The following is a 12,589-nucleotide window of genomic DNA, read 5'->3' as shown; positions in this document are numbered from 1 at the left end:
AAATAATAAATCCTTCATTTTCTTTTGGAAAAAAATGCGGCTGGGACACAACTACATCAATCTAAAGATGAACAAATGGGATATATGAGTTCGTATGAATCACCCTTGTTACACCGCTGCTAATTTCCGTACAAGACTTCGCTTTCCGCGAGCGGCCGGCGAGCCTCCTCGTTGCTTCCGCTCCTGCAGGTTCTCGCTTTTCCTCGGAGGAGTTTTCACCTTGCCCTCCAATCAACAGCTAGAAGCCCTACATACAGTAACCTACGTTAACAATCACCATAAAAAAATCCGAACGAGTTGGATTCTTAATCAAGAATTCAACTCGTTCGGATCTTCCTTCAACGAAATTACTTTTGTCCGAGCTTTATTTTTTATCTTTTATGAAAACCTTTTGAATAGTAGACAACAACCAATAAAACAAACCATACCGGACCTACAATAAGGGCGATTCTTGTATCAGAGGAAAAACCCATCACCACTACTACTCCCGCTAAGAAAGCAAGAGAGAGATATGACGTATACGGGAAAAACGGAAGCTTATATTTTAAATCACTTACTTGGTGATCCCTTAATCCCTTGCGGAAGCGAATTTGAGAAAGTAAAATAATTCCCCATGTCCAAATTGCTCCAATAGTAGCAATACTCGTCACCCAGGTGAACACCTTATCAGGAACAACATAGTTTAAGCCAACTCCGATTAGCAGTACAACAGCTGAAGCAATAACTGCTGCACCAGGCACGCCGCCTTTTGTTAAGTTGGCATAGCGTTTTGGAGCTTCCCCATGCTGAGCTAAATTAAATAACATACGGCCTGTACTAAAAATTCCACTGTTACAAGAAGATAAAGCCGCTGTTAACACTACAAAGTTTATAATCCCTGCTGCAGCGGGAATTCCAGCTTTATCAAATGTTAAAACAAACGGACTTCCTTGTGTTCCGATCTCTGGCCAAGGATAAATAGACATAATGACAAACAAAGCTCCGATGTAAAAAATCAAAATTCTCCATAGTACATTATCAATTGCTTTTGTTAATGTCTTTTCTGGATTTTTGACCTCTCCTGCTGTTACCCCAATCATTTCAATACCAAGGTAAGCAAACATAACCATTTGAAGTGATAAAAGAACACCTTTCATACCATTCGGGAAAAAGCCCCCGTGACTCCATAAATTACTGATTCCTGTTGCAATACCGCCATTTCCAATTCCAAAGATAATCATGCCTAGTCCAAGCACGATCATAAGGATAATCGTCACTACTTTAATAAGAGAAAACCAAAACTCTAGTTCGCCATATGCTTTTACAGCTAAAAAGTTAACCCCTGTCATAATAACGAGTGCTGCAAGTGCCCATATCCACTGAGGTACACCCGGGAACCAAAACTCCATATATACTCCAACAGCTGTAATTTCAGCCATACATGTAATAATCCACATAAACCAGTAGTTCCAGCCTGTTAAATAACCAGCAAGTGGTCCTAAATAATCGTTAGCATACTTACTAAAAGAACCTGCTACTGGATTTTGCACTGCCATTTCACCTAGCGCTCTCATAATAAAAAACATAACAAGACCACTGATTCCATACATGATAAGAATACCAGGACCCGCTAACCGAATAGCGGATGCAGAACCTAAAAACAATCCAACTCCGATAGCTGCACCTAAAGACATTAAGCTAATATGTCTTTCCTCAAGTCCACGGCTTAATTCTTTTTCTTGCGTGTTCCCTTGCATAATTCTCTCTCCTAACATATCCATTTCATTTAATAGCGATAGCGGCTACGTGTATAGCATTAACTTATTTTTCAGCTAAATAATTCTAGGCGGTATATGTATTAAAAATCTAATATTACAAGTTTCACACCTGCACTTTTATCGCTATCACATCTATAAAATACAATATTAAAAAAACTTTACTTTGTTCATTTTATCAAAAATCACAAAAAATGCGATAGTTTTTTGTGATTTCCACAAATAAACTTACGATATAAATGTAATAAAAACCATTTTTTACATTATATGTTCTTATTCTACTATAATTATCTAATTATTAAGAATAATCAATCGATTATTCTTCTATATTTTCAATTATAGATGCTTACTTTTCCCTAAAAAGGGTAAAGATAAGATAACTGTTTAAACACTATTACGAACATCATCATGAAAAGATCAGTAGGAGGGTGCTATGAATTGGTATGAAAAATTAAGTCAATATTTTCCCATTGAAGAAATGAAATCAAAGAAGCATATCGAAACTCTTTTACAAGAACGCAGCGATATTTATCATAAAAATGAAGGACCTCATCACGTATTAATGTACGTGGAAACAAACCAATTTATCTTTATCGATTACCTCTTTGTTTCAAAAGACGCTCGAGGTCAAGGGCTTGGCGGTAAATTAATTGATGAGTTAAAACAGCACAACAAACCAATTATCTTAGAAGTAGAGCCTGTAGACTATAAAGATTCAGACTCAGCAAAACGACTGCACTTTTATAAACGTGCAGACTTTAAGCATGCTCAAACAATTGGCTATAACCGTCGGTCATTAGCTACAAATGAAATTAACCAAATGGAAATTCTATATTGGTCTCCTACCTCTGAAACAGAGGAAAGCATTTTAAATAAAATGAAAAAAACGTACGAGTTAATTCATACGTACAAAGACAAAGAAATATACGGTGCGTCCTATCAGCCGGCAGATCAAGTGCTAAAAATTGATAAGAATCGTAAAGACGGCGATATCTTAGCAGATTTATAAAAAGAAGGTAGACATGCGTCTACCTTCTTTTTATATTTTTTGAATTATTATTCAACATATAACATTATTAACCACTTATATTCCTTTAGTTATAAGGTTTATACATAGATATTTTGTCTTAAATATAAAATTCTGAAAATTTTTAATAGTATTTTTCAATCCTTTACTGTATAATACCTGTAAAGCGCTAATGTTACTTGTTCTTACATGTTTTTTTGCAACTTGAAGCTTAGTGTTCTTTGATAATTAAATAAAAAACGACCTCGTTGTGAGATCGTTTTGTTATGTTGTATATGTGGCAAACTCTGCTTGAGAACAAGACACGTAGTGACCTGGAGATACTTCTCTAAGCTCCGGTTCTTCACCGTTATAGTCATGGATACTTGGATCATAAATTTTGCGCTGACGTGTTTTTTCACTGTCAGGATCGGGAAGCGGAATAGCTGAAAGCAATGCTTTTGTATATGGATGAACAGGGTTTCGATAAAGTTCATCACTTGGTGCAAGCTCTACAATCTTACCTCTGTACATAACGCCGATGCGGTCACTGATGTATTTTACCATTGACAAATCATGGGCGATAAATAAATATGTTAGTCCACGTTCACGCTGTAACTTCTTCATTAAGTTAACAACTTGAGCTTGTATAGATACGTCCAAAGCTGAGATTGGTTCATCTGCGATGATAAAATCAGGTTCTACTGCCAGTGCTCTTGCGATACCGATACGCTGACGCTGGCCGCCACTAAACTCATGTGGATAGCGATTGGCATGTTCTTTGTTAAGCCCGACTGTTTCAAGAAGCTCGTGAACCTTTGCCATACGCTCTTTTTTAGTCTTAGCTAAACCGTGAATGTCAATGCCTTCTGCTATGATATCTGCTACGGTCATACGAGGGTTAAGCGACGCATATGGATCTTGGAAAATCATTTGCATTTTACGATTGAATTTTTTAAGCTCTGAGCGGGATTTGCGACCATGTACATTTTCGCCATTAAATAGCACCTCACCGCTAGTAGCATCGTATAAACGAATAATCGTTCTGCCTGTCGTTGACTTTCCACAACCGGATTCACCTACAAGCCCTAATGTTTCTCCGCGGAAGATGTCAAACGTCAGACCATCAACTGCTTTAATTGTTCCTTTACTTGTGAAAAAATGTTGCTTTAAGCCTTTAATCTCTAATAATTTATCTGTCATATTATTCACCATCCTTCGCTACGAGTACAGGTGTGCTGTATACATTATCAACTTTACGCATGCGGCGCTGAACTGAAGCAGGCGGCTCTACTTTTGGTGCATCGGGATGTAACAGCCATGTTTTCGCATAGTGCGTATCAGATATTTTGAACATTGGAGGTTCTTGCTCAAAATCAATTTTCATTGCGTATGGATTTCGCGCTGCAAATGCATCTCCCTTTGGAGGATTCGTTAAATCTGGCGGCGTTCCAGGAATAGCAGCAAGCTCTTCTTCTGCCTCGTTATCTAAGCTTGGCATAGAAGCTAGCAGTCCCCATGTATACGGATGTTTTGGATCGTAAAACACTTCATCCACTGTGCCGGTTTCAACAATTTGACCAGCGTACATAACGGCTACTCGATCTGCTACATTTGCTACTACACCAAGATCATGGGTAATAAAGATAATAGATGTATCCGTTTTTTTCTGAATGTCTTTCATCAACTCTAAAATTTGAGCTTGAATTGTTACATCAAGCGCCGTTGTTGGTTCATCAGCGATCAAGAGTTTCGGATTAGAAGCAAGAGCCATTGCAATAACAACACGCTGTCTCATCCCGCCGCTGAATTCATGCGGATATTGATTCACACGCTGTTCTGGAAAAGGAATTCCTACAAGCGTTAATAACTCGACTGCCCTTTTTTTTGCTTCTGCTTTAGATACTTTGGAATGCTTGATTACGACTTCACCAATTTGAGCCCCAACTTTCATCGTTGGATTCAAGGAAGTCATCGGATCTTGGAAGATCATACCGATATCTTTACCGCGAATAGCTTCCATTTCTTTATCCGTTTTCTTAGCTAAATCAATACCGTCAAACAGCATTTCACCGCTTTTGATTCGGCCAGGAGGCATCGGAATAAGGCGCATGATCGTTTGTGAAGTTACACTTTTACCAGATCCTGACTCACCAACAATTGCTAAAGTTTCACCTTTATTTAAGTGGAAGTTAACGCCGCGAACAGCTTGAACTTCTCCGCCATATGTTTTAAATGATACAGCTAAATTTTTTACTTCTAATAAACGTGACATATGAGTCCACTTCCTTACTTACGTAGTTTTGGATCTAACGCATCTCGTAATCCATCACCAATTACGTTGAACGCTAAGATTGTTAAACAGATAAACAAACCTGGGAAAAATAAGCGCCAAGGATAGTATTCCAAAGCAGGTAAGCCTTCTGAAGCCATTGTTCCCCAGCTTGCAAGCGGTGCCGGAACGCCTAGTCCCAAGTAGCTTAAAAATGCTTCTGTAAAGATTGCTGAAGGAATCGTTAGTGTCATTGTTACTAAAATTGGACCTGTTGCGTTAGGAATAAGATGTTTAAATAAAATACGTTTTGTTGTTGCTCCTAATGTTTGTGAAGCCATTACGTACTCTTGATTTTTCAACTGCAATACTTGTCCACGTACAATACGGGCCATGTTAATCCAGCCGGTAATGGTCATCGCCAAAATCATCGTGCCTAACCCTTGGCCAAGCATAACCATTAAAATAATAACCAGTAAAAGGTAAGGAACACCATATAAGATATCCGCAACACGCATCATTGTTTCATCCGTACGGCCGCCGCGGTATCCAGAGATGCTTCCCCAAACTACGCCGATGAATAAATCAATTAGAGCTGCTGCTAATCCGATAAATAATGAAATACGAGCGCCTTCCCACGTACGAGCAAAAACATCACGCCCTAATTCATCTGTACCGAACCAGTGCTCAGAAGATGGAGCCTGATTGGCATTCAGTAAATCATTGGTTGCATAATCATATTTCACCATCAATGGACCAAATATAGCCATAAAAACAAGGAGAACCATTAGTACTACACCAAACATAGCAAGCTTATTTTTGCGAAAACGAATAAAAACATCTTGCCAGAATGAAAGACTCGGTTTTTCAATCTTTTCTGCCTGAGCGCGGTCAATCCCTGCTGTTTCAAACATTTCTTTAGGAATTTTCGGAAGTTGCTGCATAGTTACTCTCCTTTCTTAGCACCTGTAAGTTTAATTCGAGGGTCAATGAAGCCGTATGCAATATCTACAAGCAAGATACAAAAAAGTAGTAAAATACTGTAGAACACCGTTACGCCCATAATCGTTGTATAATCTCGGTTTGAGATACTGAGTACAAAGTGTGAACCTAATCCCGGGATACCAAATATCTTTTCAATAACAAAGCTACCCGTTAAAATCCCTGCTACTAAAGGCCCCATATAGGATACAACTGGAAGCATCGCATTTCTCATGGCGTGTTTAACTGTAATAACGCCTCTGCTTAAACCTTTTGCTTTTGCTGTACGAATATAATCATTGCTTAATACTTCAAGCATACTCGAACGAGTTAATCGTGCGATAAACGCCATAGGGGTTGAAGCAAGCGCAAGAGCTGGTAACACCGTGTGTGCCCAAGATTCCCAGCGTGCAACCGGAAAAATTTGTAGTTTCATAGCCAAAACGTATTGTAATACCGCTGCCATGATAAAACTCGGAACTGAGATTCCTAGAACTGCAATAACCATCGCCGTGTAATCTTGCCACTTATTATGTTTTAAAGCAGCAATAACACCAAGTACTACCCCAATAGCAATTGCTATTAAAATAGCTTCCATCCCTAGCATGAATGAAACAGGGAAGCCGCCGTTAATCAAATCATTTACCGTTTGGCCTTTATATTTGAAAGATGGACCAAAATCCCACTTTAAAATTGATGTTAAATAATCAAAGTACTGATGGTACCAAGGCTGGTCTAAACCGTAATACTGATTTAGATTTTTTTGAATTTCAGGGGGAAGCTGCTTTTCTGATGTGAATGGACCTCCTGGAACAGCACGCATTAAGAAAAAGGTCGCTGTTACGATCAGCCATAATGATAGAAACATATAAATAAGTCGTTTTCCTATATATTTGAACACCCTGACACACCTCCATATTTTTACAAAATTCGCGCACAAGAAAGAAAAGTATATGGAGCACCAGGCCCCATATACCCTTTGTCACAATTGATGTTACTTACTCAAAATGAGCCCACTTAATCTGAATGTCTCCAAGTCCAGACATCACAACATCTTTCAGCTGCTTGTCTTGTACCCAAGCGTTTGTATAGAAGTAGATTGGTGCCACTGGCATTTCATCCATGAAAATACCTTCTGCTTTTTTCAACATTTCCAGACGTTTTTTAGGATCTGTTTCTTTTTGAGAGTCAATTAATAACTTTTTATATTCTGGGTTTTCCCAGTTTGTATCATTGTTTCCACCTTTTTTATCACGGAATAATTCTAAGAAGTTGATTGGATCGTTAAAATCTCCTAACCAGCCCATACGTCCAACTTGATAATCTCCTTGGTGTAATTTTTCAATGTAAACAGCCCACTCAGAGTTGTCTAACTGTACTTTAATACCAAGGTTTTTCTTCCACATATCTTGAACAGCTTGTGCAATTTTTGCATGTTTTTCATCCGTGTTGTATGAAACCTTAATTGCTGGTAGTTCTGAAGCATCTTTAAGGCCCATTTCTTTCAAGCCTTTTTCTAAATATTCTTTTGCTTTTTTCACATCGTTGTCTTTGAAGTAACCTTTTTTGTTATCTTCAAACATTGTTGGTGGTACAGCCGCCATCGCTGGAACTGAACCGTCTTTTGTAATTTGTTCTGTAATACCTTTACGATCAATTGCATAAGCTAATGCTTTACGAATGTTCACGTTGTCTAAAGGTTTTTGTTCTGTATTAAACTTGTACCAGTAAGTACCTGCAATCTCTTGAATGTTTAATGAACCGTCTTTCTTTAATTCAGGAAGTGCATCAGCCGGTAATTGACCAGTAGGCATACCCGCCCAGTCTAACTCACCGTTTTTAAACATTGAAAGTTCAGTGTTATTATCATTGATCATGTACATTTCAACTTTTTTAAGTTTTACAGCATCTTTATCCCAATAGTTTTCATTAGGAACTAACTCGATTTTGTCATTATGTTTCCAAGCTTTAAGCTTGAAAGGACCGTTTGACGTATAGTTTTCGCCTGCATTTGTGTACCATTTTTCATTTGATTCAGCAATTTTCGTATTCACTGGGAAGTACGTATAAAAAGCTGTTAATTCTAAGAAATATGGCGTTGGGTTTTCTAATGTTACTTCAAGCGTTTTATCATCTGTTGCTTTAACGGCAACATCCTCTAATGAACCTTTTCCTTCATTGGCAGCTTGTGCATTTTTAACATAGTATAATTGATATGCATATTGAGATTCGTTTTTAGGATCTAACGCCCATTTCCATGCATATTCGAAATCTTTTGCTGTTACAGGGTCACCATTTGACCATTTTGCATCGTCGCGAATCGTAAACGTATATTTAGTTTGGTCATCGCTGACCTTCACATCTTTCGCCATTGCATTTTCAGGTTTTCCATCTTTACCGATACGAGTTAAACCTTCAAATGTTTGTAATAATACGTTTGATGACGTTGAATCATTAGCTAAGCCTGGGTTTAGTGAAAAAGGCTCAGTTTTAATGTTTACGCGAAGCTCTTGCTCTTTTTTCTTGTCGCCGCCATCACTGCTAGCATTTTCACTGCCACCAGATTCTTTGTTAAATCCACATGCAGCTAAAAACAAGCTCATTACAAGCAGCAAACTGAAAAGAATCGACAACCTTTTCTTCATTGCGTGTTACCCCCTATTAAGTTTTGTTTGTGTGGCAACCATATTTTTTTGATATGCACTAATTTCTTAATCCTCTTTCAATACAAAATAATCAGTTATTTTTTCACGTAGTAGAGCGTTAAAGACCTCGCTGCAAAATTATTCTTCTACCCTATGAAACTGTCATCAATTGTTTACATGCTGTAAATCCAATGTATGCGCTTAATATGTAGAAGACTCATTCATTACAAAATTCGCTAATTGAAACAAAACATTGTCTATTTTGTGTTTTCTGAAAAATTAAGAAATTGTAATACCTTTGTAAAAAATATGTTTGTTACGCCTATTATAAATATTTTAAAAATTTATTGCAATACTATTATTTAATGGTATTTTTTTGTCATGAGGGAAAAAACCTTATCTTATAAGGATTGTGCCTACTTGTCAGACTTCTAAAATCTTTTTTGTAGTATAGGTATTACGATAGTATTACAAAGCTATTAGAAATACTAAATAAAAGATTTTTACCAAATCCTCCACCAAATTTTCATCAAGAAATGCTTTAATTAAAAGGTTCTTGTCTTTTTTTGCCGCTGAAAAATTCCAGTAAATTGTCTTATAAAACTTTTTAGCGATAAGATGTTTAAATTCCTGCTTTTTCGCGTTATAATAACGAATAACTATATAATTAAAGCTGTGAAAAAGAGTAGTATGCAGAATTTTCATTTTTAGAGAGTTTGTGGCTGGTGAGAACAAACATTGAAACCTGCAGAATGGACTTTGGAGCTTTCAAGTGCAAAGCTTGAACGTTGACCTCAACGTTATATGAATAAAGATAGTTCACAATTATGTGTGCTAATTAGGGTGGCAACGCGGTCCATTCGCCCCTAGCTTATGCTAGGAGCGGATGGGCCTTTTTATGTTGTATTCGTAAATTAGCATCATATATGTGCAGATGAAAGGAAGATTTGATGAAAACAATTTTTTCAGGTATTCAACCAAGCGGTACAATCACTTTAGGTAACTACATTGGAGCGATGAAGCAATTTGTTGAACTTCAACATGACTATAACTGTCATTTTTGTATTGTAGATCAGCATGCGATTACAACGCCTCAAGATCGTTTAGCACTTCGTAAAAACATTCGCAGCCTTGCTGCTCTGTATGTAGCGGTAGGAATTGATCCAGCAAAATCGACTTTATTTATTCAATCGGAAGTACCTGCCCACACAGAAGCGGGATGGATGTTACAGTGCGTAGCGTATATCGGTGAACTTGAACGTATGACTCAGTTTAAAGATAAGTCCGCTGGAAAAGAAGCAGTATCAGCAGGATTACTAACTTATCCTCCATTAATGGCAGCGGATATTCTTTTATACAACACCGATTTGGTTCCAGTTGGTGAAGATCAAAAGCAGCATTTAGAATTAACGCGTGACTTAGCTGAGCGCTTTAACAAAAAATACAATGATATCTTCACTATTCCTGAAGTACGTATTCCAAAAGTGGGAGCACGCGTCATGTCTCTTCAAGATCCTACGAAAAAAATGAGCAAGTCCGATCCAAACCAAAAAGCTTTCATTACGCTCTTGGATGACGCAAAAACAATTGAAAAGAAAATCAAAAGTGCCGTAACAGATTCAGAAGGTATTGTTCGCTATGATAAAGAAAATAAGCCAGGTATTTCAAACTTATTAAGTATTTATTCAATCCTAGCCAATAAATCGATCGAAGACATTGAAGCAATGTACGAAGGCAAAGGTTATGGTGACTTTAAAGCTGACACAGCTAAAGTGGTAGCTGAAGCACTCGCTCCAATTCAAGAAAGATATTATGAATTAGTTGATTCTAGCGAGCTAGATGATATTTTAGATCAAGGTGCCGATAAAGCAAATGCAACGGCTAATAAAATGCTTCGCAAAATGCGAAACGCAATGGGAATTGGCCGTAAACGTTAAAAAAACGACTGCTATGCAGTCGTTTTTTTTAATTAACTTTTGGCTCTTGTTCAATTTCCCAAAGTTTCTCAAAGAAAGGTTGTCCTTTTACTAAGCGCTCGCATAATAATTTATGCTTCGGTGACCACCCTGACTTCGTTTCATCGTATAGCTGACTCCATACGTCTTGAAACGACATCTCTTGAATGTCTTCGTATTTCGTTGGATTCCACTCCGTGTACCAGTAGCGGATTTGAGCTGTATTTTTTGTGGTATGTAGCTGATCAAGTGCCATAAATAACAGCTGTTTTAGCTGACGTTCTTTACGTGTTAGTCCTCTCATCGTTTCAGGAGACGGTGAAAGAATATGATGCTCTTTTTTATTTAGCTCGTCTTCACTGAACTTATATTCTAGCTCTTCTTGATCCGCAATCATCTCATAGACTAACTGTTCCTGTCTTGGAATTAAGCGGCTTTTTCGAATCGGAATATGATATCCCATCGTATCAATTGCTAAAATATTCGTTCCATCTGTAACGATAAAACAATATTCAACCTGCGTGCGTTCATGATTTTTCCGAATGTATGCTTTCTGATAGACATCTTGTAGTAGTTGTTGAGGTAGCTCGGAAAGATCATTTTCAATGTAATGAAATAAAAGCGGATTTACTTTTAATAACGGTGCTTGATCGAGCAGTTCTACACAATCGTCTTTTCTCCACTCATGGAAATGACACACATTATAACCGTTTTCTTCGCCTTCAAACCAATTAACCCATACATCATGAAGATATAGCATAATTTACCCCTCACTTACTATCTGTTTGTTATCCATCAGTATAGGCAGAGAAAGGAATTTTTATTCCAAATGATGTTATTTTTCTAAAAATTAATTGTAAAATACCTTCGTTTTTGGCTATTATTCAAATGCACTTATTTCGAAGCACAGATATAACGCCAGTGCTAAGGATTCCTAAAGGCTTCATGAGCTATATCCACCCCTATAAGCAGAAAAAAATCCGAGTTTCTTCTATAGTAATAGGTTTGTCAGAAGGTCTGACAAACCTAAAAAAATCTATCACACTTTTGTGATAGATTTTTAACGAAGAGATTTTGGATTCAAAGCATCTTTTAATCCTTCACCAATGAAGTTGATAGCTAGGATTGTAAATGTAATAGCTAAACCTGGCGGAACCCACATCCAAGGCTTATTCTGCAGCACATCTGATTCCCTTGCTTCTGTCAGCATATTCCCCCAGCTTGGCGTATCAGCCGGCACGCCAAAACCGATAAAGCTAATCGCTGACTCAAACACAATAAGGATAGCCATCTGCAAACTGGCTTGAACCACAATCGTTGAAAACACATTTGGCAGCAAATGTTTAAAGATGATTTTAAACGGGCTGCACCCAATGGAAATAGCTGAAAGCACATATTCATTTTCTTTTTCAGCCAAGACTTTGCTTCGAACCAGCCGGGCCGTACTTCCCCAGCTTAGGAAACTAACAACTAGGATGAGCGTCCAAACGCCTGAGATCTTTCCAATTAGGATTGTATTTAACACTACAACGAAAACAATTAGCGGAAAGTTTAATACAAAGTCTGTAAAACGCATTAAGAATTGATCCACTTTGCCCCCGTAATAACCCGCAATCGAACCAATAAGAGTTCCGATTAAAATAACGAGCGTTGTACAAGCAACTCCAATCAGTAACGAAGTTCTTCCTCCATACAGCGTACGTGCAAATACGTCTCGCCCATTAGTATCCGTTCCAAACCAATGCTCACTAGAAGGCGCTAGATTCATCGCCATATAGTCAATACGTGTAATATCTGCTTTTGTAAGCAGCGGTGCAAAAATGGCAAGAAGCGTAATCACAATCATAAAAGCTAAACTTATCATGGCCAGTTTATTTTTAACAAACTTCTTTCGCGCAATCGCCCATGGAGAAAGATTTTTAGGAGCTTTCATATTCACTTCTGGCTGTGCATCTTTTTTCGTTACAATTTCCATA

The 12,589-nt window shown here is 37.7% G+C and carries 11 protein-coding genes and 1 other annotated feature; of the genes, 2 read left to right on the top strand and 9 right to left on the bottom strand.

Annotated features, from left to right (window positions below; genetic code table 11):
• Window positions 1-61 precede the first annotated feature (61 nt).
• Together LJC66_RS03310 and LJC66_RS03305 are read right to left on the bottom strand one after the other, a co-directional pair.
• Window positions 62-235, bottom strand: coding sequence for a hypothetical protein (locus LJC66_RS03310; RefSeq protein WP_195695357.1), 174 nt, complete (start codon window positions 233-235; stop codon window positions 62-64).
• A 136-nt stretch (window positions 236-371) separates the two neighbouring features.
• Entirely contained in the window at window positions 372-1,736 is a 1,365-nt protein-coding gene (locus LJC66_RS03305; protein ID WP_195695358.1) for an amino acid permease, read from the bottom strand.
• 451 nt (window positions 1,737-2,187) lie between these two features.
• Between LJC66_RS03305 and LJC66_RS03300 the strand changes: the two genes are divergently transcribed.
• Complete coding sequence (locus LJC66_RS03300) at window positions 2,188-2,763, top strand: GNAT family N-acetyltransferase (RefSeq protein ID WP_028407472.1); 576 nt, start codon at window positions 2,188-2,190, stop codon at window positions 2,761-2,763.
• 282 nt (window positions 2,764-3,045) lie between these two features.
• Here LJC66_RS03300 and LJC66_RS03295 read toward each other — a convergent pair whose 3' ends face one another.
• From LJC66_RS03295 to LJC66_RS03275, 5 genes are all read right to left on the bottom strand, one after another.
• Window positions 3,046-3,963 carry an ABC transporter ATP-binding protein gene (locus tag LJC66_RS03295; RefSeq protein WP_028407471.1) on the bottom strand — a complete coding sequence of 306 codons (918 nt, stop codon included), beginning with the start codon at window positions 3,961-3,963 and terminating at the stop codon, window positions 3,046-3,048.
• 1 nt (window position 3,964) lies between these two features.
• Complete coding sequence (locus LJC66_RS03290) at window positions 3,965-5,035, bottom strand: ABC transporter ATP-binding protein (RefSeq protein WP_028407470.1); 1,071 nt, start codon at window positions 5,033-5,035, stop codon at window positions 3,965-3,967.
• A gap of 14 nt (window positions 5,036-5,049) precedes the next feature.
• Window positions 5,050-5,976, bottom strand: coding sequence for an ABC transporter permease (locus LJC66_RS03285; protein ID WP_013055416.1), 927 nt, complete (start codon window positions 5,974-5,976; stop codon window positions 5,050-5,052).
• Between the two features lie 2 nt (window positions 5,977-5,978).
• Entirely contained in the window at window positions 5,979-6,914 is a 936-nt protein-coding gene (locus tag LJC66_RS03280; RefSeq protein WP_013055415.1) for an ABC transporter permease, read from the bottom strand.
• A 97-nt stretch (window positions 6,915-7,011) separates the two neighbouring features.
• The gene (locus LJC66_RS03275) at window positions 7,012-8,658 is read right to left on the bottom strand and encodes a peptide ABC transporter substrate-binding protein (protein WP_195695359.1); all 1,647 of its coding nucleotides are present in this window, start codon (window positions 8,656-8,658) and stop codon (window positions 7,012-7,014) included.
• Between the two features lie 666 nt (window positions 8,659-9,324).
• Window positions 9,325-9,529: a binding site (T-box leader), on the top strand.
• A 76-nt stretch (window positions 9,530-9,605) separates the two neighbouring features.
• Between LJC66_RS03275 and trpS the strand changes: the two genes are divergently transcribed.
• Window positions 9,606-10,595 (top strand): tryptophan--tRNA ligase, encoded by a 990-nt coding sequence (trpS, locus tag LJC66_RS03270; protein WP_029324755.1) that lies wholly within the window; start codon window positions 9,606-9,608, stop codon window positions 10,593-10,595.
• A 28-nt stretch (window positions 10,596-10,623) separates the two neighbouring features.
• Here the strand turns inward: trpS and LJC66_RS03265 are convergent, their stop codons facing one another.
• Together LJC66_RS03265 and opp4C are read right to left on the bottom strand one after the other, a co-directional pair.
• Window positions 10,624-11,373, bottom strand: coding sequence for a YjbA family protein (locus LJC66_RS03265; RefSeq protein ID WP_050689374.1), 750 nt, complete (start codon window positions 11,371-11,373; stop codon window positions 10,624-10,626).
• Between the two features lie 300 nt (window positions 11,374-11,673).
• Window positions 11,674-12,588, bottom strand: coding sequence for an oligopeptide ABC transporter permease (gene opp4C / locus LJC66_RS03260; protein ID WP_230931785.1), 915 nt, complete (start codon window positions 12,586-12,588; stop codon window positions 11,674-11,676).
• Window position 12,589 lies beyond the last annotated feature (1 nt).

Origin of the sequence: Priestia sp. TSO9 (assembly GCF_021029645.1) — a bacterium.
GTDB lineage: Bacteria > Bacillota > Bacilli > Bacillales > Bacillaceae_H > Priestia > Priestia megaterium_E.
This window is presented reverse-complemented; position numbering and strand designations above follow the sequence as displayed.

Coding starts and splice junctions, on each gene's coding strand:
- LJC66_RS03305 (WP_195695358.1), bottom strand. CDS start 1,736: ATGCAAGGGAACACGCAAGAAAAAGAATTAAGCCGTGGACTTGAGGAA.
- LJC66_RS03300 (WP_028407472.1), top strand. CDS start 2,188: ATGAATTGGTATGAAAAATTAAGTCAATATTTTCCCATTGAAGAAATG.
- LJC66_RS03295 (WP_028407471.1), bottom strand. CDS start 3,963: ATGACAGATAAATTATTAGAGATTAAAGGCTTAAAGCAACATTTTTTC.
- LJC66_RS03290 (WP_028407470.1), bottom strand. CDS start 5,035: ATGTCACGTTTATTAGAAGTAAAAAATTTAGCTGTATCATTTAAAACA.
- LJC66_RS03285 (WP_013055416.1), bottom strand. CDS start 5,976: ATGCAGCAACTTCCGAAAATTCCTAAAGAAATGTTTGAAACAGCAGGG.
- LJC66_RS03275 (WP_195695359.1), bottom strand. CDS start 8,658: ATGAAGAAAAGGTTGTCGATTCTTTTCAGTTTGCTGCTTGTAATGAGC.
- LJC66_RS03265 (WP_050689374.1), bottom strand. CDS start 11,373: ATGCTATATCTTCATGATGTATGGGTTAATTGGTTTGAAGGCGAAGAA.
- opp4C (WP_230931785.1), bottom strand. CDS start 12,588: ATGGAAATTGTAACGAAAAAAGATGCACAGCCAGAAGTGAATATGAAA.